We start from the raw sequence: 24,215 nt of genomic DNA on the forward strand, positions 1-24,215 counted from the left end.
CGGCGCCGCCAGGCCGATCGTCCCTGATCGGCCTGCCGTTAGTGACCTTTTTGCGCGCGCTGCGCATCCCGAATGCGCTGTTTCTCTTCGTGCGCCATAAACCGCCAGGCAATAAAGCCAACAATACCCACCACAAACAGGATCAGCGACGCCAGCGCGTTAATCTCCGGATTAACGCCGCGCCGCACGGTGGCGAAAATCTGCATTGGCAGCGTGGTCGCGCCCGGCCCGGTAACGAAGCTGGCAATCACCAGATCGTCCAGCGACAGCGTAAAGGCCAGCAGCCAGCCGGTGACGATCGCGGGCGCGATCATCGGTACGGTGATCACGAAGAAGACCTTCAGCGGCGTGGCACCTAAATCCATTGCCGCTTCCTCAATAGAGCGGTCCAGCTCGCGCAGACGGGCGTTGATCACTACCGCTACATAGGCCGTACAGAAAGTAACGTGCGCCAGCCAGATAGTGAGCATGCCGCGATCGCCAGGCCAGCCAAAGGTATTGCCCATTGCCACAAACAGCAGCAGCAGCGACAGCCCGGTGATCACGTCCGGCATCACCAGCGGCGCGGTAAGCATAAAGGCGAAGCCGGTTGATCCCTTAAAGCGGCCGAAGCGGACGATCGCTACCGCCGCCATCGTGCCCAAAATCACCGCGGCCGTTGCCGACAGCGCGGCGATGGTCAGACTCAGCGTGACCGCGCTTATCATCGCGCCATCGTGGAACAGCACGTTGTACCAGTGCAGCGAGAAGCTTTCCCATGCGGCCAGCTGCGATGAGTTAAAGGAATAGACCACCAGCAGCACCATCGGCGCGTACAGGAAGAAAAAGCAGACTATCAGGATTGCAATACGCCACGGGGAGCGCACGGTCGGCAAAGCACTCATGCTTTTTCTCCCAGCTCTTTGTTCTGATGCTTATGAAACCAGATGATAGGCAGGATCAGGATCAGCAGGATAATTACCGCCAGCGCCGAGGCGACCGGCCAGTCGCGGTTGTTAAAGAACTCCTGCCACAGCACGCGGCCGATCATGATGCTGTCCGGACCGCCGAGCAGTTCCGGGATAACGTATTCGCCGACTGCCGGAATAAACACCAGCATGGAGCCGGCGATAATGCCGCCTTTGGTCAGCGGCACTATTACGCTAAAGAACGTTTTCAGCGGACGGGCACCTAAATCCAGCGAGGCTTCCACCAGCGAATAGTCGATACGGGTAAGCGCGGTGTAAATAGGCAGCACCATAAAAGGCAGATAGCAGTAGACGATGCCGATATAGACCGCGAGATTGGTATAAAGGATTGCCACCGGATGATCGATAATGCCGCTCCACATCAGAAAACGGTTCAGCACGCCGTTATCGTTCAGAATGCCCATCCAGGCATAAACGCGCACCAAAAAGGAGGTCCAGGAAGGCAGGATCACCAGCAGCAGTAGGATATTGCGGGTAGAAGGCGAACTGTACGCCACGGCCCACGCCAGCGGATAGCCGATAATCAGGCAGGCTACGGTAGAAATTGCCGCCACCTGGAGCGAGTGCAGGTAGGCATCGATATAGAGCGGATCGTCCGTCAGCGTCAGATAGTTGCCAAAATTGATCACCGCGGTCAGCTGACCATCCGCCCAGCTGAACAGGTCCGTATAGGGTGGGATAGCTCGCGCAATATCGGCGAAGCTTATCTTGAGCACGATCAGAAACGGCAGCAGAAACAGCAGGACCAGCCAGAGATAAGGCAGCGCGATCGCCAGCTTGCGGCTTGAGCGCAGCCTGTTCAGCAATGCCGGACGTCTGGACGCAGTAACTTGAGTCATAAACGCCTCCCCTTATTGCGTCAGCACGACGCAGCTATCCGTATCCCAGCAGAGGCGGACTTCGTCTCCCCAGGTCGGTGCCCCTTTACGGAAGCGATAGCCATTCTGCAACTGCGCGCTGATCATCTGGCCGCTGTGCAGGCGCACATGGTAGATGGAGAGATCGCCCAGATAGGCAATATACACCACTTCGCCCACGGCAAAGTTACAGCCATCGGCGGGCACTTCATCGCTCAGCATGACTTTTTCCGGGCGCAGCGCCACGTGTACAGGCACGCCGTCCACAATGGATGCGTCGGAATCAACCTTCAGCGGATGGATCAGGCCTGGACTGTCGATAATCAGGCCGTCTGGCTGGCGCTCGCGCAGCATTCCCTGAAAAATATTTGCTGAACCGATAAACTCGGCGCTGTAGCGCGTCGTGGGATGCTCGTAGATCTCTTCCGGCTCGCCGATCTGCACAAACTTGCCGCGATTCATAATGGCGATACGTCCGGCCATCGTCATCGCTTCTTCCTGATCGTGAGTAACCATCACGCAGGTCGCGCCAACGCGCTCCAGAATGTCCACCACCTCCAGCTGCATCCGGTCACGCAGTTTTTTATCCAGCGCGCCCATCGGCTCGTCCAGCAGCAGCAGCTTAGGGCGTTTAGCCAGGCTGCGGGCCAGCGCCACGCGCTGCCGTTGTCCGCCGGAAAGCTGGTGCGGCTTGCGCTTTGCATACTCCTGCATATGCACCAGCGCCAGCATCTCACTGACGCGCTCGGCGATCTCAGCCTTGGGCAGCCGATCCTGTTTCAGGCCGAAGGCGATATTTTGCTCTACCGTCATATGCGGAAAAAGCGCATAGGACTGAAACATCATATTGACCGGGCGTTGATAGGGCGGCACGTGGGAGAGATCCTGGCCATCCAGCATAATCTGCCCGGAGGTAGGCGCTTCAAACCCGGCCAGCATCCGCAGCAGCGTGGATTTGCCGCAGCCGGAAGCGCCCAGCAGCGCGAAGATCTCACCTTTGTAAATTGTCAGATTGACGTCGTCAACCGCGTGCTGTCCGTCAAAGGACTTGGTCAGATTGCGAATTTCCAGCAGCGGCGTAACCGCCCTGCTGACTTTTTTTTGCGGACGAGGGATCGCGTCGTTCACTTCCATTACACTCCGGCGCTTTTAAACGGTCATGCCGTATAAAAAGAAAACAGAGGCGGGGTCGCCTCTGTGATAACTCAGTGAGGCTTCAGCTACTTGCCACTTTTAACTTTAGTCCATGCCCGCGTGCGCACACGATCGAGTTTCGGATCCTGGACTTTCAGCACAAACAATTTAGCCATCGTCTCCGCGTTGGGATAGATGCCCGGATTGTCGCGTACGCTGGCCTCCACTAACGGCACCGACGCTTTATTGCCGCTGGCGTAAAAAATCTTGTTGGAGATATTCGCCATCACGGCTGGCTCCATCAGATAGTTCAGGAACTGATAAGCCTCATCCATGTTCTTCGCATCTTTAGGAATGGCCAGCATATCGAAGAACGCCAGCGCGCCCTCTTTTGGAATGCTATAGGCGATGTTCACGCCGTTTTTCGCGGCGGCAGCGCGATTCTTCGCCTGCAGCACGTCGCCCGCCCAGCCGATAGCCACGCAGGTATTGCCGTTCGCCAGATCGTTAATGTACTGCGAAGAGTGGAAGTAGCGGATGCTCGGACGCAGCTTCAGCAGCAGATCGGTCGCCGCGCCGGAATAATCTTTGGCATCACTGCTGTTAGGATCTTTGCCCAGGTAGTTCAGAACGGTAGCAAAAATCTCTTCCGGGGCGTCCAGGAAAGAGACGCCGCAGCTTTTGAGTTTTTCCAGATTCTCCGGCTTCAGCACCAGATCCCAGCTGTTAACCGGCGCATCTTTGCCCAGTGCGGCTTTCACCTTATCGACGTTATAACCAATGCCGGTGGTGGCCCAAAGGTAGGGAATGGCGTATTTGTTGCCCGGATCGTGCTGCTCAACCTTTTTCAGCAAATCAGGATCGAGGTTTTTATAATTTGGCAGCTTGCTCTTATCCAGCGGCTGAAAGACGCCGGACTGTAGCTGGCGCGCCAGAAAACTGGAGGATGGCACCACGATATCGTAGCCGGTGCTGCCGGCCATCAGCTTGCCTTCCAGCACCTCGTTGGAGTCGAACACGTCGTAGACGACTTTAATGCCGCTCTGCTTCTCAAAATCAGGCACGGTATTGGGCGCAATATAGTCGGACCAGTTATAGACGTGCAGCGTCTTATCCGCCGCCGTGGCGCCAGCTGAAACCGCCATCACCATGCCAGCAACCAAGCCTGACAACCATTTTTTACGCTGGTTGAACATGTTTTCCATCCTCCTGAACAGAGATAATTACGGCTAAAAGCGGGCCAACGGCGTTTCGCTTACTGTAAGGATTAGCCGCCGCGCTGTTAAATAGAAAAAACCTATACCTGCTGCGACCTTGCACACAAAATGCAGTTTCGCAAGGATAGTCCCACAATGCAGGCCAGACCAGAGCCGGGCGCAAAAAACGCCTTTTATCGATATTCGCCTGGTTTTACTCTATGCAAGCGAGCCGGGAGCGGTAAAACGGCGCAGAAAATAGGGGAAAAACGGCCCTGAGCCAGCATAAAAGCGGGAAAAGCGCGGGGGAAAAATGAAGGAAACGGCCGGATGCGGCCTTAAACAGGGAGATATGCGTCCGTCAGGGCCGCCAGGCCCTGAAATAGTGACTGAAAATCAGTGCAGCATAGAGTGTGAAGCGATGATTTCGCCGCGATCTTCCTCTTCGCTCATCATCAGCAGATGATTGGCAAAGGCTTCCATCACTACCATTGAGATCTGCTCTTCACTCTGCTTCATAAAATGCACGAACTGCCCATAGGTCAGGCCAGCCGTGATGGTAAGCGACTGGCAGACAATCAGCTTGGGCAGATTATCATCCTGGATATCAACGAAAGCTTTCACCGTCAGTGAACTGGCGTTGATCTGTGACAGATCGCCCACCAGCGGGATCAGTGCGGTGGGTTTGACTTCCGCCAGCGCGGAAAACAGAATAACGTTGTCCACCAGATCCAGCTTGGCATCAAACACCCCGTCGAAATTCTGCATATGCGGCAGGTGAAGCGCCTGACAGGAATCGCACTCAAACCAGGTGATGCTCTGCTGATCCAGCCAACGTCGTAAAAGCTCGATATCGGGAACGACGAGTGAATCCATGTAATTGGTCTCTTACTGCCTTAAAATTGCGCCCTAGCTTACGTAAAAAAGCCCCTGAACACCACGACTGTGTAGTAAATATCAGGTCAACCGCCGGTTTTCAGACAGAAACCAGGCTTCGCCTGCTGCTCAATCCAGGCGATCATCTGCGTGGCGATATCCCTCCCCGTGGTCTTTTCGATGCCTTCCAGACCCGGTGAGGCATTAACCTCCATCACCAGCGGCCCGCGCTCGGCGCGTAAAATATCCACGCCCGCCACGTCCAGACCCAGCGTCGCCGCCGCGTGCACGGCAATCTCCCGCTCGCTGTCGGTGATCTCCACCCTGCGCGCTTTGCCGCCGCGATGCAGGTTCGAGCGGAACTCGCCTTCTTTGGCCTGCCGCTCAATAGCCGCCACTACCCTGCCGCCGATCACCAGGCAGCGGATATCCTTGCCTCTGGCTTCCTTGATAAATTCCTGCACCAGAATATGCGCGTTAAGGCCGCGGAAGGCGTCAATCACGCTTTCGGCCGCCTGACGCGTCTCCGCCAGCACCACGCCGATGCCCTGCGTGCCCTCCACCAGCTTGACGACCAGCGGCGCGCCACCCACCATCTCGATCAGATCGCTGGTATCGTCCGGCGAATGCGCAAAGCCCGTAATCGGCATGGGAATGCCTTCCCTGGCAAGCAGCTGCAAAGAACGCAGCTTGTCACGCGCGCGGGTGATAGCGACCGATTCGTTAAGCGGATAGCTGCCGCAAACCTCAAACTGCCGCAAAACGGCCGTGCCGTAAAAGGTAATAGCCGGTCCAATACGCGGGATAACCGCATCATAATGGCTCAGCTGCCTGCCCTGGTAATGAATGGCCGACGATCCGGGATTGATATTCATATAGCAGGACAGCGGATCGATAACTTCAACGCTGTGACCGCGTAGCTGGGCGGCTGCCAGCAGCCGCTTGCAGGAATAGAGCGAGCCGTCCCGGGAAAGAATCGCTATTTTCACCCGATTTCTCCGAAAGGGTTTTAACGGGTTGCCCATCCCTGCTTATGCAGGTAATCAAGCATAAACGGACGACTTTCTTTGATAATGGTTTTCTGGATATGTTCGCTCCAGCTTTCACGCCGCGCGTTGCTTTCACGCGTCAGATAATACGCCTCGTGCTGGGCGTCATAAGCGGCCAGCGTGTCCGGGTCGATCGGCTGATAGCGATTCTCGTGAACCAGCATAGCGGCCGGCATGCGGGGTTTTAACTGCGGGATCTGCTCAGGCCAGCCCAGGCACAGCCCAAACAGCGGCAGCACGAACTTCGGCAGACCCAGCAGCTCGGTGACTTCGGCGATGCTGTTACGGATGCCGCCGATATAAACGCCGCCCAGCCCCAGCGATTCTGCGGCCACCAGCGCGTTTTGCCCCATCAGCGCGGTATCCACGCAGCCCAGCAGCAGCTGCTCCGCCAGGCCCAGCTGCGCTTCCGGACAGATCTGCTGATGACGGTTAAAATCGGCGCAAAAAACCCAAAACTCGGCGGCCTGGCCAACATATTTTTGTCCGCCGGTCAACTCGACCAGCTTCTCACGCACCGCTTTGTCGGTGATGCGGATAATGGATGAGCACTGCAAAAAGCTGGAGCTGGAAGCCGCCTGCGCGGCCGCGATAATCGCTGCTCGTTCAGCCTCGCCGATGGGTTGATCAGTAAAAGATCGGATAGAACGGTGGGAGCAAAGTAGCTCAATAGTCGGCGTCATGCTTCTCTCCTGGTGAGGATTTTTCAGACAAGTTAAACAGCTCCGGCGCCATTGCTTTCGCCGTACGCCACATCATCACGATGGCGGCGGGCAGCATCATCATAAGGCCAACGATAAGCAGGATCGTGGCAGCAAAGGCTCCGGAAAAAGATGCAGGCAAGGGTAGCACCTGATGCAGCGCTAAGTAAGAGAGCAGCAGGATAATTCCGCCCAGCGCCTCGGCAATCAGCACTGGTTTAGGCATGTTACTGAAGGTTAAACCGCCCATACCGCCTCCGTCTCTGGGTGTTAAGCGTTCATACAGCGTAACCGGTTTATCTCTATATAGATGAAACGAATCGAAACGACAGGTAATTCCTTCTTTCTTTCACCTGCGGAAGTGGGCATGATAAGCGCCATTACATGATAAGTTGTGATGTACATCACACTAAATCTGACCTTTGAGGAGACCCCTATGTTTGCCGTAATTTTTGGACGTCCTGGCTGTCCTTATTGTGTCCGCGCTAAAGAACTGGCTGAAAAACTGACCGAAGAGCGTGAAGATTTTAACTTCCGCTACGTGGACATCCACGCTGAAGGCATCACCAAAGCCGATCTGGAAAAAACCGTGGGCAAACCGGTGGAAACCGTACCGCAGATTTTCCTCGACCAGACTCACATTGGCGGCTGCACCGATTTTGAAGCCTACGCCAAAGAAAACCTGGGCCTGTTCCAGTAAGACTTTCTGTTCCTGACTTTTGTTGGGATGATAAAAAAGAGGGCCGCCATGCGGCCCTCTTTTTTTTGCCTGCCGCGCTTAGCTGTGCGAATGCCAGAACAGCGTGCGGCAGAGCATAACGGCCAGCGCGCCGGAACCGCACCAGAATATCGCGCTGGTATCAAAAGCCAGCTCCTGCAACGGTGCGTGATAGTGCAGCGAATAGTAGTGCAGAAAAATCAGGCAAAGCGGCGTAGCCAGTAAAGCGCCCAATAACGCTATCGTCAGCGGGTGCTCTTTTGAGGTCAGCGCCGCGATAGCGCCCGGCAGAGTAAACATCAACAGGCCCGGCCTCGCCTGTGCCCAGGCCGTCCCCTCTATGACCATACCGTAACGTACCGCCAGAAAAACGATGCTGTAGAGAACAAAACTAAACGCTACGCTTGTCCAGGACATACCCTTAAACATAATAGGATCTTCTCTCGGTAATTGATGTTATCACCTGGCCGGAATGACGCCGGACTGATTTTCCCTGTTCTAAATAAACAAAAGCCATGGCTTTTACTGGCTGAAAAAGCGTGAAGCGATTAAAATGACGACCGTTTTATTTGGCTCTGGGCTGTAATTCGCGGAAATTCCTGAATGTTGCCGCTGCTCTGATGGCAGTGCAATAAATTTAGCGTAAAACACCCTTTAATTCAACATGTTACTAGTAAACAAGAAGTTAAACCGTGAATATAAACGTCGCAGATTTGTTAAGTGGAAATGACATTCTGTTATTATTCGTCGTACTGGCGCTCGGGCTCTGTCTGGGTAAATTACGCCTGGGTTCAGTCCAACTGGGTAATTCTATTGGCGTTTTAGTTGTTTCTCTTCTGCTTGGCCAGCAGCATTTTACGATGAATCCCAACGCCCTTAATCTCGGTTTTATGTTATTTATTTTTTGTGTGGGTGTGGAAGCCGGGCCGAATTTTTTCTCTATTTTCTTCCGCGACGGCAAAAATTATCTGATGCTGGCGCTGGTCATGGTTTCCAGCGCGGTGCTGATTGCGCTGGGGCTGGGCAAACTCTTTGGCTGGGATATCGGTCTGACCGCCGGTATGCTGGCAGGCTCCATGACGTCCACGCCGGTATTAGTGGGGGCTGGCGACACGCTGCGCCATACCTATCCCAGCGGTGCGATGCTGAGCCAGGCGCAGAACAACCTCAGCCTGGGCTATGCGCTGACCTACCTGGTCGGGCTGGTCAGCCTGATTTTCGGCGCACGCTATCTTCCCCGGCTTCAGCACCAGGATCTGCCGACCAGCGCGCAGCAGATTGCCCGCGAGCGTGGCCTGGATGCCGAACAGCGCAAGGTTTACCTGCCGGTGATCCGCGCCTATCGCGTAGGGCCGGAGCTGGTCGCCTGGATTGACGGTAAGAACCTGCGCGAGCTGGGTATCTATCGGCAAACCGGCTGCTATATAGAGCGTATCCGCCGCAACGGCATTCTTGCCAATCCTGACGGCGATGCCGTCCTGCAGCAGGGAGACGAGATTTCATTAGTGGGTTACCCGGATGCGCATTCCCGTCTTGACCCCAGCTTCCGCAACGGCAAAGAGGTGTTCGATCGCGATCTGTTGGATATGCGCATCATCACCGAAGAGATCGTGGTCAAAAACAATAACGCCGTGAACAGAAGGCTCAGCCAGCTCAAGCTGACGGATCACGGCTGCTTTCTGAACCGCGTGATCCGTAGCCAGATTGAAATGCCTATTGATGACAGCATTATTTTAAACAAAGGCGACGTGCTGCAAATCAGCGGTGAAGCGCGGCGGGTGAAGTCGGTGGCTGACAAAATCGGCTTTATCTCTATTCACAGCCAGGTTACCGATCTGCTGGCCTTTTGCGCCTTCTTTATTATCGGGCTGATGGTGGGCATGGTCACCTTTCAGTTCAGCCGCTTCAGCTTTAGCGTGGGCAACGCGGCTGGCCTGCTGTTCGCCGGGATCATGCTGGGCTTTCTGCGGGCGAACCATCCGACCTTTGGTTATATCCCGCAGGGCGCCTTAACGATGGTGAAAGAGTTTGGCCTGATGGTATTTATGGCCGGCGTAGGATTAAGCGCGGGCAGCGGTCTTTCGCACGGCATGGGCGATACCGGTCTGCTGATGCTGGCGGCCGGCCTGACGGTCAGCCTGCTGCCGGTGGTGATCAGCTTTGTTTTTGGCGCCTGGGTACTGAAAATGAACCGCGCCTTGCTGTTTGGCGCCATTATGGGCGCTCGCACCTGCGCGCCAGCCATGGAAATTATCAGCGACACGGCCCGCAGCAATATTCCGGCCCTCGGCTATGCGGGAACTTACGCTATCGCTAACGTCCTGCTCACGCTGGCCGGAACGTTAATCGTGCTGATCTGGCCAATGATGGGTGGCTAAAATAATTTCCGATTGTTTGCGAACTTTTGCTGGTGCCCGCAGTCATAATTAATGCCACTGCTTTTCTTTGAAATCCCCAGATTGTGGAGCCCGTTAATCTTATGATTGACGGGTTTTTTTCTTTTTGTTTTCCGCTGTTTCCTGCCTGTTCCCCTTTTTCTGTCCTCAATCCTTAACGAAACCACAACCGCTAACGGAATTAAGAGCGAGCCTATTTAACTTTTATTGGGCCGCTTCTACCTTATGCGGCTGCCTTCAGGGATGCCGTGACGGGCTGGCCGCCGCGCAAACCTCTGAGCAGATTGCGACACTTTAAGGCCGTCACCGGCCCGTTTTTACTTTCAGGTACGTCAGGTACCGCTGAACGAGATGAGGAAATAACCATGCTGGAAGCGCTAAACCGGTCGCTGTTTCTCTGGATTAACGCCACGCCCGACACGCCCGCCTGGTTGATATCGCTGGCTACCCTGGTGGCTCGCGATCTGATCACCATTGTGCCCGTACTTATTGTCGCGCTGTGGCTGTGGGGGCCGAGAAGTCAGGTTGGCTCGCAGCGCCGGCTGGTCCTGAAAACCGCTATCGCTTTGGCCTGCGCCTTAACCGTATCCTGGCTGATTGGCAGCCTGTATCCTCATCCACGCCCCTTTGTTATCGGACTGGGCCATCAGTTTCTTGCGCACGACGCGACGGAATCCTATCCCAGCAATCACGGCACCATTATTTTCACTTTTGCCATCGCCTTTTTCTGCTGGCATCGCGCCTGGTCAGGCGTAGTGCTGCTGGCGGCCGGCCTGGCAATTGCCTGGTCACGCATCTTCCTGGGCGTTCACTGGCCAATGGATATGCTGGGCGGCCTGCTGTTGGGGATGCTTTCCTGCCTGGTGGCGCAGGTTACGTGGCATTTTTGCGGCCGGCGCTTATTGCATAATATTTCTTCGCTTTACCGCCTCTTATTTGCTTTCCCTATTCGCAAAGGCTGGGTGCGTGAATAATACTTTGCCAGGTTAAGTGTAATAATCAGGCCGAAGCAACGGCTTACATTATCGACACAATATTGCGCAACAGGCCGAAATAATAAACGCTTTTTATTCGTCCGTTGCGCAAATGAATAAAATTAGCCCTACGCATTGAATCTTAATTTTAAGTTATTGATTTATTTATATAAAAATCATAAATACTGTAAATGCTCGTGAGAGAGCATTATTTAACCAATCGCGCAGCGGCCAGATTTGGTTTTAATGACTATAGTAACCGCTTCCACTCAGCACTTCTTATGGTGCTAACCTTTCTATTCAGACGATCGCGCTATAAATACGCAAAGTAATCCCTTTATCTGAGATCTGTGCCTTCTAATTTTCCCTTTCTTCTTCTTTTTCTGGTGGTAGAGTGTTGCTCGCCTCAGCCAGAGTAGTTAATTACGCTGACGAGCGCCGTTTTCCTGCTTTACGTTCAGGTTATTTAGCTCACTATTTTCAACCGGGAGATTGTCAATGGAATCCACTAAAACGGCTACGCTGCCGTCAACGGACGCGTCGACAGAGTGGCGCAAAAGCGACACCACGTGGATGCTCGGCCTGTACGGCACGGCTATCGGCGCTGGCGTGTTGTTTTTACCGATCAATGCCGGTATCGGCGGGCTGATTCCTCTGCTTATTATGGCGGCTCTCGCTTTTCCTATGACTTTTTTCGCTCATCGCGGTCTCTGTCGCTTTGTACTCTCCGGACGCGGCGATCGGGATATTACCGGCGTGGTGGAAGAACATTTCGGCGCGGGCGCGGGCACGCTGCTTACCCTGCTCTATTTCTTTGCTATCTATCCTATCCTGCTGGTTTATAGCGTGGCTATCACCAACACCGTCGAGAGCTTTATCACCCATCAGCTTCATTTGTCGCCACCGCCCAGAGCGCTGCTGTCGCTGATTTTGATTGCGGGTTTGATGGCTATCGTGCGCTTCGGCAAAGAGACCATTGTTAAAACCATGAGCGTGCTGGTTTATCCTTTTGTCCTGGTGCTGATGGCGCTGGCGCTATTTTTGATCCCACACTGGAACAGCACGATTTTTCATCATGCGGAAGGCAGCAGCAAGGGCCTGTGGATGACGCTCTGGCTGGCTATCCCGGTCATGGTGTTTTCTTTTAATCATTCACCGATTATTTCGGCTTTTGCGGTAGCAAAGCGTCAGGAATATGGCGATAACGCGGCAAAAAAGTGCGCGCGCATTCTGGCCCGCAGTCATCTGATGATGGTAGTGACGGTGATGTTTTTCGTCTTCAGCTGTGTGCTTAGCCTGTCGCCGGAAAACCTGGCGGAAGCGAAAGAGCAGAACATCTCTATTCTTTCTTATCTGGCTAACCATTTTAATACCCCGCTGATGGGCTGGCTTGCGCCGCTGATCGCGATGGTCGCTATCACCAAATCGTTTCTGGGCCACTATCTGGGCGCGCGCGAAGGCTTTAACGGCCTGATCGCCAGGACTTTCCGCCAGCCGCCGGCGGAAAACAAACTGAACCGGATAACGGCAGTCTTTATGTTTCTGACCACCTGGCTGGTAGCAACCAAAAACCCCAGCATTCTGGGGATGATTGAAACGCTGGGCGGGCCTGTAATTGCCGTGCTGCTTTTCCTGATGCCGATGTACGCGATTAACAAGGTGCCGTCGATGCGCCAGTACAGCGGGAAAATCAGCAACGTATTTGTGGTGCTGACAGGCCTGATCGCCATTTCGGCTATCGCTTACGACCTGTTCTGACCAGGGATGCGCCACGGATGGCGCCGTAGCATGTCGATATTAAGCGCTTAGCCTAACCATTTGCCGAACCAGCCTTGCAGCTTCATCAGCACAAAGTCCCACATCCGGCTAAACACGCCCCCCTCTTTCACCTCATCCATCGCCACCAGCGGACGCTGCTCAATAGTTTTACCGTTCAGCTGAAAATCAATGGTGCCGACGATCTGATTTTTCTTTAACGGCGCCGTCAGCTGCGGCTCGTTGAGCGTAAAGCTCGCTTTCAGCTCCTTTGCCCGATCTTTTGGCAAGGTTATCGCTGCATCTTCCGCCACGCCCAAACGCACCTCTTTCCGATCCCCGAACCAGACCCGCTGCGAAGCAAAGGGTTTGTCGGCTTTTATCGGCGTGATAGTTTCGTAAAAACGGAAACCCCACGTCAGCAGTTTTTCGCTTTCGCGAAAGCGTATGGCGTCGGTTGCTGCGCCCAGTACCACGGAGATCAGCCGCTGTTCTCCTTGCGTCGCTGAAGCGACCAGGTTGTTTCCCGCCCCGGCGGTATGGCCGGTTTTGATGCCGTCTACCTGCAGATTTGTGCTCCACAGCAGACGGTTACGATTGTGCTGTTTAATATTATTGAACGTGAATTCTTTCTCTTTATGCAGCGCGTATTCCGCCGGCACGTCGCGGATCAAAGCCTGGCCAAGCAGCGCCATATCACGGGCGGTGCTGTACTGGCCGTCTGCATCCAGCCCGTGCACGGTTTTAAAATGCGTGTTTTTTAGCCCCAGCGCCTGGACGTAATTGTTCATCAGCCCCACAAAGGCGTCCTGGCTTCCCGCCACGTAATCCGCCAGCGCAATGCTGGCATCGTTGCCGGACTGGATCACCACGCCTTTGTTCAGTTCGGCGACGGGAATGCGATCGCCCGGCTTTAAAAACATCAGCGAAGAGCCTTTCAGTATAGGGTTACCGGTAGCCCAGGCATCCTGGCCGATGGTGACCAGATCGTCATCGTGAATTTTTCCCGCTTTCATCGCCTGTCCAATAACATAGCTGGCCATGATTTTGGTCAGGCTGGCCGGATCGTGGCGCTCGTCCGCATTGGATGCGGTTAGTACCTTACCGCTGTGGTAGTCCATCAGGATCCAGGCTTTGGCCTCAACCTGTGGCGGCACAGGGGCTTCCGCTGCGCGGCTGCTAAAAGAGGCCACGAGCAACAAAACAGGGAGCGTGGCAGCGTGAATTCCGGCGGAGAGGCGCATCATGGTCATGGCGGTTTCTGGCTATCCTTATGAAAAATAAAAGCTTGTCGCATTTACGGGCGAAGGGTCTTTTACGCTAGCGTTTATGGCCGCTAAAAAGAACCTTGATTCAGTAAAGTTTTTTAAAATTTATTAGAGAAACTCACCGCGCCACAGGGGCGTTAGTCTGATTTTGCAGCAGGCTGTTAAGTCCGTCACAAAACTCCGCTAATCTGAATTCAGTCTCTTGGTGGAGTCAACATGATGGATTTAGCCCTGTTCGATCTTGATGAAACGCTTATTTGCGAAGACAGCGCCAGCCTGTGGTGCCGCTGGCTGGTTTCGCAAGGGTATGCGCCGGCCGTGCTGGTAGAGCAGGAAAGAGCGCTAATGGCTCGTTATCGTGAGGGCCTGCTGCCGGCAGAGGAGTATATGCAGGCGACGCTAACGCCGCTGGCAGGCATGGGTACGCTTACCGTTGCCGGCTGGGTCAGGCGCTTTATTCAGCGCGATATCCTGCCTCGCCTCTATCCTGCCGCGCGCGAAAAGCTGGCATGGCACCAGCAGCGTGGCGATAAAGTGATGGTGATGTCGCCAGGCGGCGATCATCTGGCGACGCCTATCGCGCAGCAGCTTGGCGCAGATGGCGCGCTGGCTGTCGGCGTGGAGATCGTCAACGATCGCTACAGCGGCCGCCCCTGCAGCGTAGGCAATAACGGCAGGGATGCGACGGCCAGACTGACGGACTGGCTGGCGCTAGAGGATGACGCGCGGTTTACGCAAATCTGGGCCTATAGCGATTCCATTAACGATCTGCCGCTGCTGGAACGTGCCGATCGCGCCCACGTTATTAATCCAGCGGAGCCGCTCTATCAGCTGGCGCTACAGCGCGGCTGGGAAGTGTGCCGCTGGATCAAATAGCGGGCTGGCCTCGCTTTCCCTGGTAAACCGGCCCCTCGGCCGGTTTTATTTCGGCGCAATGCGCAGCAGTTTGCCGTCTGTTTCATCCGTTAATACGTACAAATAGCCGTCAGGGCCGGTGCGCACGTCCCGAATGCGCTCGCCGCGATCCTTAAGCAGGCGGGCTTGCTCCGTCACCTTTTCGCCGTCCACGGTCAGATGGATAAGACTTTTGTCTTTCAGCGCGCCGATAAAGAGCGAGTTTTTCCATGCCGGAAAGCGATCGCCCTGATAAAACGCCATTCCGCTGAGCGCAGGCGAAACCTTCCAGTAAAGCTGCGGCTGAACCGTATTCGGTGCTTCGCCGCCCTGAGAACCGGGCACTTTGTCGCCGCCATAATCTATGCCCCAGGTCGCCAGCGGCCAGCCGTAGTTTTCTCCCTTACGCAGAAGATTAATCTCATCGCCGCCGCGCGGGCCGTGCTCATTTTCCCACATTTCCCGCGTCGTCGGATTCAGCGCCAGCCCCTGCGGATTGCGCATGCCGTATGTCCAGATTTCAGGCCGTGCGTCCTTTTGCTGCACAAATGGATTATCTTCAGGCACGCTGCCATCCGCTTTCAGCCGCACAATTTTGCCGGTAAGCGTTTTAAGATCCTGCGCCGTCGCGGCCTGGAAATTATCGCCAAAGCTGATGTAGAGATAGCCTTTGTCATCAAAAGCCAGCCGTGAACCTAAATTGGCGCCGCCTGAGAGTTTCGGTTCCTGACGCAGTACAACGCGAAAACTCTCAAGCCCGGTATGGGCTGTATTCAGCCTGCCATAACCTACAACCGCGCCGGCACGTCCCTCTTTATCTGCTTCCGTATAGCTGAGCCAGACCCGACGGCTTTGCGCAAAATCAGGCGCCAGCGCGATATCCAGCAGGCCGCCCTGTCGTTCGGCCCAGACCTTGGGGACGCCTGTCAGCGGCGCCGACAGCCCCTTTCCCTGCTGCCACAGGCGCAGCTGCCCGCCGCGTTCGGTGATCAGTAATCCCTGCTCCTCCGGCAGGAAGGCGATGCCCCAGGGATGATCTAATCCTTTTTGGAGTTCGGTCACGGTAACTTCTTCGGCCACAGCCGTTCCCATGGTCAAAAGCGAGGCGCTCAGCAGGCAAGTTTGCAGCAGTCGGGACATACTTTTTCTCCAGATAAAAGGGGCTGAAATAACTCTAGTGGAGATGCTTTTCAGGCGGGCTACCTTTACAAAAATTCAAAATTGATAGCAGATTCAATTAACTCGATCGCTTAAAAAAAGTACTGGATATTTAAACAGGCAACTGTATAATATTTCTACTGCCCGCTCGGGTGTCTTTTGAAAAGCTTGGGGGTAAAACCTATGATGATTTCGACAGAAAACCTCAGCTCGCTGAATCAATCGGTCACGATGAGCAGCCGGGAAATCGCTCAGTTAGCTGGTATTCCGCACGGCGAAGTAAAACGGCTGATCAAAACGCTGGAAACCACCCAGCGTCTTTCTCAACCGCTGACGATTGGTGTTTACGAGCGTGATGGCGAAACGCGTCAGGAGTATTGCCTGAACAAGCGCGATTCGTTACTGGCCGTGGCGCGTCTTGCGCCCGCGTTTATCACCCAGGCGCTGGACAGCTGGCAGGAACGCGAGAGAAGTACTCGCCTGCCGGATTTCACCAATCCCGCAGCGGCGGCGCGGGCCTGGGCCGAACAGTTTGAACAGCGCCAGGCAGCCGAGCAGCAGCTTGCCCTTTTCGCCCCAAAGGCGGAGTTTTTTGACCGCTTTGTGCAGGTGGAAGATTCGCTGGGTTTTCGCCAGCTCTGCAAAATGCTGAAGGTGAAAGAACCTGAATTCCGTCAGTTCCTGTTTGAACGCAATATTATGTACCGCGCCAACGGCACGCTGATGCCGCAGCAGCACCATGTGCAGGCGGGCTACTTTACGGTGCGCACCAGCGTAGGCGAGAACCTGCACGCCTTTTCACAGGCTCGCTTTACTGCTAAAGGCGTGAAATGGGTGACTAACCTGTGGGCAGCGCATCTTGCTGCACAGCCAAAAGGCGCAGCGGCATAACAGCAGTAATCGGCCATGGACTGGCTGGGTTATAGCGTGTTGTCACTCTGATCGGGTGGCTGATGTTCCGGCTAAAATAATCCGCAGCACGCCCGCTTTCAGAACCGTTGTTTATGCGGAGGCTATCCCTTCCGCTTGTCGGTTATTCCGCCTGGAACACGGTACAGTTGGTCGGCTTTAAGAGCCGTCTTTTATGCTGAGGCTAACCCTCCTGATTGCCGGTTATTCTGTCTGATATCCTGTCTTAAACCCGGTACAGTTAATCGGCTTTCAAAACCATCGTTTATGCTATGACTCTCCCTTCCGCCTGACAGTTTCCTGCCTGAAACCGGCTGCAGTTAGTTATATGGGTTAAACTCGTTGCCTGTTGTAGCTGACCGCTGTTAATCATCCCGCCTGAAGATTTGTGACGCGCTGCAGGCTTCAGAAAAGTCTGTTTTTGCGGGGAGGCTTATCTGGAATATTCCGTTCGGTTTTAAGCGCTTTTCAGCGCCATGCCTGCTTTCCGCCACGTTTTGACGCGCGCTGTATCTGCTTGTTTTCTGGGCATCCGGTGTGGGTAAATGAGAATCTATCGTGTTTGCCTTCCCATTTTTACCAATTTCTACCAGGCTTATTGCGTTGCTTAACTAACGTAATCTACCAGGAGGAAAACATGTTTCATCATTCATCGAAACTGCAATATCCGGTAAAAGTCGACAAGCCCGATCCAGAATTTGCCATGCTGTTGCAGCAGGCCATCGGCGGTGTCGAAGGGGAAATACGCGTTGCTATGCAATATTTTTTCCAGGCGATGGGGACTCGCGGCGATCCACGCATTAAAGATTTGCTGATCTCCACCGCTACCGAAGAGCTGGCTCATATCGAAATGCTTGGTCACGCCGTCGCGCTTAACCTTGAAGGCGCACCGCTCTCCTATCAGGAAGAGTCGGCAAAGGATCCGGTAGTTAACGCTATCCTGGGCGGCATGAATCCGCGTCATATTCTGTCGTCAGGCCTGGCGGCCATGCCCGTCAACGCCAACGGGATGTCTTTTGATATGAGTCACATTTACGCTTCCGGCAACGTCGCTGCGGATATGCTGGCTAACGTTACCGCAGAGGCTACCGGCCGCGTACTGGCAACCCGCCTGTATAACCTGACGGAAGACAAAGGCATGAAGGATTTCCTCTCTTTCCTGATTGCCCGCGATACCATGCACCAGCAGCAGTGGCTGGCGGTAATTGAGGATATGGGCGGTATCGGTGCGTCTATGCCTGTTCCGAACAGCTTCCCGCAGTCGGAGGAGGCGCAGGAGCACTCTTATTACTGTCTGAACACTTCGCTGGATAAACCGCTGCCGAAAGGCCGCTGGAGTGAAGGCCCGGCCTACGACGGCGTAGGGCAGTTTACCGCGAAAGAGAAACCGGACATCCTGGGACAGGAACCTATCCTTGGCCCGGCCAGACCGGGTTCCGGCGCGCAGAAAGAACAGATCCAGCCGGGCGCTCCGCTGGAAAAATAATGCTGTATTCAGGCCGCTTAACCGCGGCCTTTTAACGTTTAACCGCGTTAGCCATATTTCGTCTGATGGGCTTTTTTACGTTTCAGGTAATCTTCGTCCTCACGGATCTTATCCCACCAGACTTTAAAAATAGCCGCCGCTTCCGCTTTCTCTTCATTCACGTGATAAGGCAGTACCTGCCGATCTTCGTCATATTTGCGGCCGCCTTTATGATTGGCGTAGCGCCTGGCTCGCGTATAGCCCATCTGAATAAATTTTCGCGCCATGTCCATACCGACAAAATCATCTTTTGCACGGTACTCTTCGAACAGCGCCATAATTTTTTTAGCCGAGGCTTCCGCAATGGCGGGCGTTCTGAAACGCCAGTGCGGTAATATTTCGCCTTTATAAGGCTCGACCATCAGGACGCCCTGTTCACCGCGCCCAACCTGATAAAGCTCAGGATGCTGACGAAAATCGATGGTTTTAAAATCCTGCTCGTAATCAAATTCCTTCACGGCCCACCTCTGGGTAAAGAGGTAAGCCTGGCACAGGAAAAGAAAAAGACGCCAGCATGGCTCAGTTTTTCAGTTTAGGATCCAGCGCGTCGCGCAGCCCGTCGCCCAGCAGATTAAATGCCAGCACGGTCAAAAAGATGGCGAGACTGGGGAAAATCGCCACGTGCGGCGCCATCACCATATCCGCGCGCGCTTCGTTCAGCATCGCGCCCCATTCCGGCGTCGGCGGCTGCGCGCCCAGCCCCAGAAAAGAGAGGCTGGCGGCGGTAATAATCGAGGTGCCGATACGCATGGTAAAATAGACCACCACAGAGGAGAGCGTACCCGGCAGAATATGGCGCAGGATAATAGTGACATCTGAAGCGCCAATGCTTCTGGCGGATTCAATGTATGTCATCTGTTTCAACACCAGCGTGTTACCGCGCACCAGACGCGCAAAGGCAGGAATACTGAAAATAGCCACGGCGATAACCACGTTCGCCATGCCGCTGCCCATAATAGCGACCACGGCAATCGCCAGTAAAATTCCGGGGAAAGCGAACAGCACGTCGCTGATGCGCATAATAATGCGATCCCACCAGCCTTCATAATAGCCCGCCAGCAACCCCAGCACCGTACCGATGGCCGCGCCGATCGCTACCGAAAAAAAGCCGGAAATCAGCGATAAGCGTGTTCCCAGCAGCACGCGGCTAAAAATATCGCGGCCCAGCGAATCGACGCCGAACCAGTGCATCGCCGATGGCCCTTCCGTCAGGCGATCGTAATCAAAGTAGTTTTCCGCGTCGAAGGGCGCCAGCCAGGGCGCCACAAAGGCAACCGCAATCAGCAGGATAATAAAGAGGCCGGCCGTCATCGCCACCGGCTGGCGACGAAAGCGCCGCCAAAATTCCCGCCACGGCGTGCGTACGCGATGCTGTTTTATCGTTGGCATCGCGGCCAGGGCCGCGCTACGTCGCCAGTTTTTCATCGCCCGTCCTTATTTGTAGCGAATAGTCGGGTTAATCGCCGCGTACAGCATATCGACAACCAGGTTAATAAGAATAAATTCCAGTGAAAACAGCAATACTTCGGCCTGTACCACGGGGTAGTCGCGCATTTCTACCGAATCCACCAGCAGGCGCCCCAGTCCCGGCCAGTTGAACACCACCTCCACCACAATCGATCCGCCCAGCAAAAAGCCGAACTGTAGGCCCATCATGGTGACGACCGGGATCATCGCGTTGCGCAGGCCATGCTTGATCACCACCCACGTTTCGCGCACGCCTTTCGCCCGCGCGGTACGCATGTAATCTTCCTGCATCACCTCCACAAAAGAGGCGCGGGTAAAACGGGCCATCACTGCGGCAACGGCCGCACCCAAAGTGATGGAAGGCAGAATATAGTTGCGCCAGCCATCCGCGCCGACGGTAGGCAGCCAGCCCAGCTCCACGGAGAAGATTTGCATCAGCAGCATGCCCAGCGCGAAGGCGGGAAAAGAGATGCCGGAAACGGCCAGCGTCATGCCGATACGATCCGGCCAGCGATTGCGCCAGACGGCCGAGACGATGCCGATAGTCATGCCGAAAATCACTGACCAGACCATGCTGCTCAGCGTCAGCCACAGCGTGGGCAGAAAACGCTGGGCGATTTCCGCCGAAACAGGTCGACGGGAAACCATCGACTGACCAAAATCGCCCCGTATCGCCTGGCTGATAAAATGCCAGAACTGCTGAATCAGCGGCTGATCCAGGCCCAGCTGCTGGCGTACCAGCGCCACGACGGTGGCGTCCGCTTCCGGCCCGGCCACCAGCCTGGCCGGATCGCCCGGCAGCATATGCACAAACAGAAAGACCAGCACCGCCACGATAAGCAAAGTGGGGATCAGGCCCAGCAGTCGTTTAATAAAATAGTTAAGCATAGGTTTCCTGACACGTTCACGGCGGCGCCCGCCACACCAGGCGCCGCCGGAGCGGTTACTTCAGATCGGCCTCTTCAAAGCTGAACGAAGTATCCGGCATGACATAAAAGCCCGTCAGGTTTTTGGTATTGGCTGAAACCAGCTTTTCCACCACCAGCGGTGCCCACGGGCGATCGTTCCAGATGCGATCCTGCGCGTCTTTATAGAGCGAGGCTTTCTTCTGAGCGTCGGTGGTGTTTAGCGCATCGGCCAAATCTTTATCCACCTGCGGATTGCTGTAGAAAGCGGTATTGAAAATCGTCGGTGGCCAGGACTGCGTGGCGAACAGCGGCGTCAGCGCCCAGTTGGCTTCGCCCGTCGAGGCGCTCCAACCGGTATAGAACATTTTCACGCCGCTCTCTTTCTGCCCTTTATCCTCAACCTGCGCCGCGCGCTGGCCGGCATCCATGGCGGTGACCGTAACTTTAATGCCTACCTGCGCCAGCTGCTGCTGGGTAAACTGCAATACTTTCTGCGCCGTGCTGTGGTTATGCGAAGACCACAGCGTGGTGCTGAAGCCGTTCGGATAGCCTGCTTCTTTCAGCAGCTCGCGCGCTTTCGCCGGGTTGTACGCCAGCGGCGGATAGCTTTGCGCATACTGAATCGATGGCGGCACGATGCCCGTGGCCGGCGTGGCGTAACCGGCAAAGGCGACCTTCACCAGCGCCTGGCGATTGATGGCGTAGTTGATGGCCTCGCGCACTTTGGGATTATCAAATGGCTTCTGCGTGACGTTAAAACTGATATAGCGCTGCATGATGGAAGGCGTAGCCACCAAATCTAATTTGCTGTTTTTTTCCAGCAGTTTGGCCTGCTCGTAAGGCACCGGGAAAGCCAGATTCGCCTCGCCGGTTTGCAGCATTGCCGCTCGGGTATTGTTATCCACTACCGGCCGCCAGGTAATGCTGTCCAGCTTCGGATAGCCAGCCTGCCAGTAGCCCGCAAATTTTTTCACCTTTACAAAATCGGTCTGGTTCCAGGTTTCCAGCTCGTACGGGCCGGTGCCCACCGGGTGGAAGCCGATCTCTTTGCCATATTTTTTCAGCGCGGTCGGTGAAATCATCGCCGCTGCCGGGCTGGCAAGCGTGTTGATAAAAGCGGAGAACGGCTGTTTCAGGGTAATTTTCACGGTAGTGGGATCGATCACTTCCGTGGTCGCCACCGACTTAAACAGGTTGTAGCGCTTGAGGTGATTATCAGGGTTGCTGGCGCGATCCAGATTCACCTTCACCGCTTCAGCGTTGAAATCGGTGCCGTCCTGGAACTTGATGCCGCTGCGCAGTTTAATGGTGTAGGTCAGGCCGTCCTTGCTGGCGTCAAAACTCTCCGCCAGCACGTTAATCCGCTTCATCTCTTTATCAAAGCCGAACAGGCCCTGATAGAAAGATTTGGCGACCGCCTGCGACAGCGTGTCGTTGGCGTCATAAGGATCGAGCGTGGTGAAATTAGAGCCAACGGCGATCACCGCATCTTTTGCCGCCCAGGCCGGGATCGCCGTCAGGCTGCTCAGGATCCCGGCAGCCAACAGCAGCTTGCGTTCAATAATCATGCTTTTTCTCCAGTGATTTTGTTATGCAGCATATTCAGACGCCGCCGACGGCATGACGGGCGACATAGTGCCCCGCGCCGACTTCTACCAGCGGCGCGACTTCAGGCTCTTCGCCGATAGCCCGAATCGGGCTGGGTATCTCATCCGCCAGCAGCGCCCGTTCGCGACGGCGATGCTGCGGATCGGCTACCGGCACGGCAGACATTAATTTACGCGTATAGGGATGCTGGGGATTTTCGAATACCGCCTGGCGCGAACCTATCTCAACGATCTGCCCGAGGTACATCACCGCCACGCGGTGGCTGATCCGTTCCACTACCGCCATATCGTGAGAGATAAACAGAAAGGCGATGCCAAACTCCCGTTGCAGATCCATCATCAGATTGACGATTTGCGCCTGTACCGAAACGTCCAGCGCGGAAACGGATTCGTCAGCGATAACCACTTTTGGATTAAGCGCCAGCGCTCGCGCAATGCAGATACGCTGGCGCTGGCCGCCGGAAAACTCGTGCGGATAGCGCCGGGCGTGTTCCGGCAGCAGGCCGACGCGCTCCAGCAGCCAGGCCACGCGCGCCTCGGCCTCTTTGCCTTTCGCCACGCCGTGCACCAGCAGCGGCTCCATAATAGAAAAGCCAACCGTCAGACGTGGATCGAGCGAAGCGTAGGGATCCTGAAAGATAAACTGAATATCGCGCCGCAGATGAGAAAGCGCCGCGCCGGTAAGGTTGTCGATGCGCTGGCCGTTAAAGGTGATGGTGCCGCCCTGGCTGGCGACCAGCCGCAGCAGCGAACGACCGGTGGTGGATTTCCCACAGCCCGATTCGCCAACCAGCGCCAGCGTTTCACCCGCGCGCAGATCGAAACTGACCTTTTCCACGGCATGAACGCGCCGCGTGACGCGATTCAGAATGCCGCTGCGTATATCGAACCGCGTCACCAAATCCCGCACCTGAAGCACCGGAGGCGCGTCGCTCACCACGGTATCCTGTTTTTCCTGCGCCGTTTCGCTGTCGGCCGTTAACAATGGAAAACGAGCCGGGAAAGGCCTGCCCCGCATCGCGCCCAGCTTAGGCACCGCGGCCAGTAGCGCTTTGGTATAATCCTGCTGCGGATGCTGAAAAATGGCCTCAACCGGCCCGGTTTCTACCACGTCGCCGCGATACATCACCTGCACGCGATCGGCCATTTCCGCCACCACGCCCATATCATGGGTGATGAAAATAACGCCCATCTGCATCTCTTTTTGCAGTACGCGGATCAGCTGTAAGATTTGTGCCTGAATGGTGACGTCCAGCGCCGTGGTGGGTTCGTCAGCAATCAGCAGCGCCGGACGGCAGGAGAGCGCCATCGCAATCATCACCCGCTGACGCATGCCGCCGGAAAGCTGATGCGGAAAGCGGCCCAGCACGTTTTTGGCCTCCGGAATGCGCACCAGATCCAGCATCCGTTCGGCTTCCTTCAGCGCCTCGCGGTGGCTTTTACCCTGATGCAGAACAATCGATTCCGCGATTTGATCGCCGACGGGAAAGACCGGGTTAAGCGAGGTCATCGGTTCCTGAAAAATCATCGCCATATCCGCGCCGCGTACTCTGCGCAGCCCCGACTGCGGCGTGCGCAGCAGATCGATCGCTTCGCCGTTGCGGCGCCGGAGCCAGATTTCGCCGCTGTCGATGCGTCCCCCGCCCTGCTCCACCAGCCGCATCAGCGCCAGCGAGGTAACGGATTTTCCCGAGCCGGATTCGCCTACTATCGCCAACGTTTCGCCACGCTGCACCTCAAGCGAAAGGTTTTTCACCGCCTGCACGGTGTCGCCTTCCTGCGCAAAGCTGACGCTCAAGTTTTTGACCGACAAAACCTGTCCGGCGGACAGATCGGATCCACTGGCCATCCTGAC

Annotated in this window: 23 protein-coding genes; 7 read left to right on the forward strand and 16 right to left on the reverse strand. The window is 55.4% G+C overall.

Translation table 11 applies throughout. From position 1 onward, the window contains the following. Positions 1 to 38: 38 nt before the first annotated feature. The 8 genes from potI to QCD69_RS05155 form a co-directional block, all read right to left on the reverse strand. Complete coding sequence (gene potI / locus QCD69_RS05120) at positions 39 to 884, reverse strand: putrescine ABC transporter permease PotI (RefSeq protein ID WP_253454749.1); 846 nt, start codon at positions 882 to 884, stop codon at positions 39 to 41. Further along, positions 881 to 1,807 (reverse strand): putrescine ABC transporter permease PotH, encoded by a 927-nt coding sequence (potH, locus tag QCD69_RS05125; RefSeq protein WP_367317859.1) that lies wholly within the window; start codon positions 1,805 to 1,807, stop codon positions 881 to 883. The genes potI and potH overlap by 4 nt, the downstream gene beginning before the upstream one ends. A gap of 12 nt (positions 1,808 to 1,819) precedes the next feature. Then, on the reverse strand, positions 1,820 to 2,953 hold the full coding sequence (potG, locus tag QCD69_RS05130; protein WP_125288891.1) for a putrescine ABC transporter ATP-binding subunit PotG: 1,134 nt from the start codon (positions 2,951 to 2,953) through the stop codon (positions 1,820 to 1,822). A 92-nt stretch (positions 2,954 to 3,045) separates the two neighbouring features. Continuing rightward, positions 3,046 to 4,155: a spermidine/putrescine ABC transporter substrate-binding protein PotF gene (potF, locus tag QCD69_RS05135; protein ID WP_253454750.1), complete on the reverse strand. Its 1,110-nt coding sequence runs from the start codon at positions 4,153 to 4,155 to the stop codon at positions 3,046 to 3,048. A gap of 396 nt (positions 4,156 to 4,551) precedes the next feature. Further along, positions 4,552 to 5,031, reverse strand: coding sequence for a YbjN domain-containing protein (locus QCD69_RS05140; protein ID WP_253454751.1), 480 nt, complete (start codon positions 5,029 to 5,031; stop codon positions 4,552 to 4,554). Between the two features lie 86 nt (positions 5,032 to 5,117). Continuing rightward, complete coding sequence (gene rimK / locus QCD69_RS05145; protein ID WP_253454752.1) at positions 5,118 to 6,020, reverse strand: 30S ribosomal protein S6--L-glutamate ligase; 903 nt, start codon at positions 6,018 to 6,020, stop codon at positions 5,118 to 5,120. A 20-nt stretch (positions 6,021 to 6,040) separates the two neighbouring features. After that, positions 6,041 to 6,763: an oxygen-insensitive NADPH nitroreductase gene (nfsA, locus tag QCD69_RS05150; RefSeq protein WP_253454753.1), complete on the reverse strand. Its 723-nt coding sequence runs from the start codon at positions 6,761 to 6,763 to the stop codon at positions 6,041 to 6,043. Further along, positions 6,747 to 7,031, reverse strand: coding sequence for a DUF1418 family protein (locus tag QCD69_RS05155; protein ID WP_301251242.1), 285 nt, complete (start codon positions 7,029 to 7,031; stop codon positions 6,747 to 6,749). Before QCD69_RS05155 ends, nfsA begins: the two co-directional genes overlap by 17 nt. A 186-nt stretch (positions 7,032 to 7,217) precedes the next feature. Between QCD69_RS05155 and QCD69_RS05160 the strand changes: the two genes are divergently transcribed. After that, on the forward strand, positions 7,218 to 7,481 hold the full coding sequence (locus QCD69_RS05160) for a GrxA family glutaredoxin (RefSeq protein WP_125288765.1): 264 nt from the start codon (positions 7,218 to 7,220) through the stop codon (positions 7,479 to 7,481). 78 nt (positions 7,482 to 7,559) lie between these two features. Here QCD69_RS05160 and ybjM read toward each other — a convergent pair whose 3' ends face one another. Beyond that, positions 7,560 to 7,928 carry an inner membrane protein YbjM gene (gene ybjM, locus QCD69_RS05165; protein WP_253454755.1) on the reverse strand — a complete coding sequence of 123 codons (369 nt, stop codon included), beginning with the start codon at positions 7,926 to 7,928 and terminating at the stop codon, positions 7,560 to 7,562. A 263-nt stretch (positions 7,929 to 8,191) separates the two neighbouring features. Between ybjM and QCD69_RS05170 the strand changes: the two genes are divergently transcribed. The 3 genes from QCD69_RS05170 to QCD69_RS05180 all read left to right on the forward strand — a co-directional run bounded on the left by QCD69_RS05170 (position 8,192) and on the right by QCD69_RS05180 (position 12,627). Further along, positions 8,192 to 9,877, forward strand: coding sequence for an aspartate:alanine antiporter (locus tag QCD69_RS05170; protein WP_253454756.1), 1,686 nt, complete (start codon positions 8,192 to 8,194; stop codon positions 9,875 to 9,877). 386 nt (positions 9,878 to 10,263) lie between these two features. Continuing rightward, positions 10,264 to 10,869, forward strand: coding sequence for an undecaprenyl-diphosphate phosphatase (ybjG, locus tag QCD69_RS05175; protein WP_253461051.1), 606 nt, complete (start codon positions 10,264 to 10,266; stop codon positions 10,867 to 10,869). A 498-nt stretch (positions 10,870 to 11,367) separates the two neighbouring features. After that, positions 11,368 to 12,627, forward strand: coding sequence for an HAAAP family serine/threonine permease (locus QCD69_RS05180; RefSeq protein ID WP_301251244.1), 1,260 nt, complete (start codon positions 11,368 to 11,370; stop codon positions 12,625 to 12,627). A gap of 47 nt (positions 12,628 to 12,674) precedes the next feature. Here QCD69_RS05180 and QCD69_RS05185 read toward each other — a convergent pair whose 3' ends face one another. Beyond that, complete coding sequence (locus QCD69_RS05185; RefSeq protein WP_253454758.1) at positions 12,675 to 13,877, reverse strand: serine hydrolase; 1,203 nt, start codon at positions 13,875 to 13,877, stop codon at positions 12,675 to 12,677. A 234-nt stretch (positions 13,878 to 14,111) separates the two neighbouring features. On the opposite strand from QCD69_RS05185, the gene QCD69_RS05190 reads away from it, so the two are divergent. Then, entirely contained in the window at positions 14,112 to 14,768 is a 657-nt protein-coding gene (locus QCD69_RS05190) for an HAD family hydrolase (protein ID WP_301251310.1), read from the forward strand. A 45-nt stretch (positions 14,769 to 14,813) separates the two neighbouring features. Here the strand turns inward: QCD69_RS05190 and QCD69_RS05195 are convergent, their stop codons facing one another. After that, entirely contained in the window at positions 14,814 to 15,926 is a 1,113-nt protein-coding gene (locus tag QCD69_RS05195) for a PQQ-dependent sugar dehydrogenase (protein WP_301251245.1), read from the reverse strand. Between the two features lie 201 nt (positions 15,927 to 16,127). Here QCD69_RS05195 and QCD69_RS05200 point away from each other — a divergent pair, with 201 nt between their 5' ends. Together QCD69_RS05200 and QCD69_RS05205 are read left to right on the forward strand one after the other, a co-directional pair. Then, the gene (locus QCD69_RS05200; RefSeq protein ID WP_253454759.1) at positions 16,128 to 16,835 is read left to right on the forward strand and encodes a phage antirepressor KilAC domain-containing protein; all 708 of its coding nucleotides are present in this window, start codon (positions 16,128 to 16,130) and stop codon (positions 16,833 to 16,835) included. A 655-nt stretch (positions 16,836 to 17,490) separates the two neighbouring features. Then, entirely contained in the window at positions 17,491 to 18,339 is an 849-nt protein-coding gene (locus QCD69_RS05205; RefSeq protein WP_253454760.1) for a manganese catalase family protein, read from the forward strand. 47 nt (positions 18,340 to 18,386) lie between these two features. Here QCD69_RS05205 and QCD69_RS05210 read toward each other — a convergent pair whose 3' ends face one another. The 5 genes from QCD69_RS05210 to gsiA all read right to left on the reverse strand — a co-directional run bounded on the left by QCD69_RS05210 (position 18,387) and on the right by gsiA (position 24,209). Continuing rightward, a complete protein-coding gene (locus tag QCD69_RS05210) occupies positions 18,387 to 18,836 on the reverse strand; it encodes a DUF4385 domain-containing protein (RefSeq protein WP_253454761.1) in 450 nt (149 codons plus the stop codon). Between the two features lie 61 nt (positions 18,837 to 18,897). Next, complete coding sequence (gene gsiD, locus QCD69_RS05215; protein WP_253454762.1) at positions 18,898 to 19,803, reverse strand: glutathione ABC transporter permease GsiD; 906 nt, start codon at positions 19,801 to 19,803, stop codon at positions 18,898 to 18,900. A 9-nt stretch (positions 19,804 to 19,812) separates the two neighbouring features. Then, positions 19,813 to 20,733, reverse strand: a complete 921-nt coding sequence (gsiC, locus tag QCD69_RS05220) for a glutathione ABC transporter permease GsiC (protein ID WP_253454763.1) — start codon at positions 20,731 to 20,733, stop codon at positions 19,813 to 19,815. A 55-nt stretch (positions 20,734 to 20,788) separates the two neighbouring features. After that, complete coding sequence (gsiB, locus tag QCD69_RS05225; protein WP_253454765.1) at positions 20,789 to 22,321, reverse strand: glutathione ABC transporter substrate-binding protein GsiB; 1,533 nt, start codon at positions 22,319 to 22,321, stop codon at positions 20,789 to 20,791. Positions 22,322 to 22,355: 34 nt separating this feature from the next. Beyond that, positions 22,356 to 24,209: a glutathione ABC transporter ATP-binding protein GsiA gene (gsiA, locus tag QCD69_RS05230; protein ID WP_301251247.1), complete on the reverse strand. Its 1,854-nt coding sequence runs from the start codon at positions 24,207 to 24,209 to the stop codon at positions 22,356 to 22,358. Positions 24,210 to 24,215: the final 6 nt, after the last annotated feature.

It is taken from the genome of Erwinia sp. PsM31 (assembly GCF_030433775.1).
GTDB classification, from domain to species: domain Bacteria; phylum Pseudomonadota; class Gammaproteobacteria; order Enterobacterales; family Enterobacteriaceae; genus Erwinia; species Erwinia aeris.

Excerpts from the sequence above, each read along its gene's own strand:
- QCD69_RS05195 (WP_301251245.1), bottom strand. The coding sequence starts at position 15,926 with ATGTCCCGACTGCTGCAAACTTGCCTGCTGAGCGCCTCGCTTTTGACC.
- QCD69_RS05200 (WP_253454759.1), top strand. The coding sequence starts at position 16,128 with ATGATGATTTCGACAGAAAACCTCAGCTCGCTGAATCAATCGGTCACG.
- potH (WP_367317859.1), bottom strand. The coding sequence starts at position 1,807 with ATGACTCAAGTTACTGCGTCCAGACGTCCGGCATTGCTGAACAGGCTG.
- nfsA (WP_253454753.1), bottom strand. The coding sequence starts at position 6,763 with ATGACGCCGACTATTGAGCTACTTTGCTCCCACCGTTCTATCCGATCT.
- potF (WP_253454750.1), bottom strand. The coding sequence starts at position 4,155 with ATGTTCAACCAGCGTAAAAAATGGTTGTCAGGCTTGGTTGCTGGCATG.
- QCD69_RS05180 (WP_301251244.1), top strand. The coding sequence starts at position 11,368 with ATGGAATCCACTAAAACGGCTACGCTGCCGTCAACGGACGCGTCGACA.
- gsiB (WP_253454765.1), bottom strand. The coding sequence starts at position 22,321 with ATGATTATTGAACGCAAGCTGCTGTTGGCTGCCGGGATCCTGAGCAGC.
- ybjM (WP_253454755.1), bottom strand. The coding sequence starts at position 7,928 with ATGTTTAAGGGTATGTCCTGGACAAGCGTAGCGTTTAGTTTTGTTCTC.
- QCD69_RS05190 (WP_301251310.1), top strand. The coding sequence starts at position 14,112 with ATGGATTTAGCCCTGTTCGATCTTGATGAAACGCTTATTTGCGAAGAC.
- QCD69_RS05155 (WP_301251242.1), bottom strand. The coding sequence starts at position 7,031 with ATGGGCGGTTTAACCTTCAGTAACATGCCTAAACCAGTGCTGATTGCC.
- potI (WP_253454749.1), bottom strand. The coding sequence starts at position 884 with ATGAGTGCTTTGCCGACCGTGCGCTCCCCGTGGCGTATTGCAATCCTG.
- QCD69_RS05140 (WP_253454751.1), bottom strand. The coding sequence starts at position 5,031 with ATGGATTCACTCGTCGTTCCCGATATCGAGCTTTTACGACGTTGGCTG.
- gsiC (WP_253454763.1), bottom strand. The coding sequence starts at position 20,733 with ATGCTTAACTATTTTATTAAACGACTGCTGGGCCTGATCCCCACTTTG.
- gsiD (WP_253454762.1), bottom strand. The coding sequence starts at position 19,803 with ATGAAAAACTGGCGACGTAGCGCGGCCCTGGCCGCGATGCCAACGATA.
- QCD69_RS05160 (WP_125288765.1), top strand. The coding sequence starts at position 7,218 with ATGTTTGCCGTAATTTTTGGACGTCCTGGCTGTCCTTATTGTGTCCGC.
- gsiA (WP_301251247.1), bottom strand. The coding sequence starts at position 24,209 with ATGGCCAGTGGATCCGATCTGTCCGCCGGACAGGTTTTGTCGGTCAAA.
- QCD69_RS05185 (WP_253454758.1), bottom strand. The coding sequence starts at position 13,877 with ATGACCATGATGCGCCTCTCCGCCGGAATTCACGCTGCCACGCTCCCT.
- QCD69_RS05205 (WP_253454760.1), top strand. The coding sequence starts at position 17,491 with ATGTTTCATCATTCATCGAAACTGCAATATCCGGTAAAAGTCGACAAG.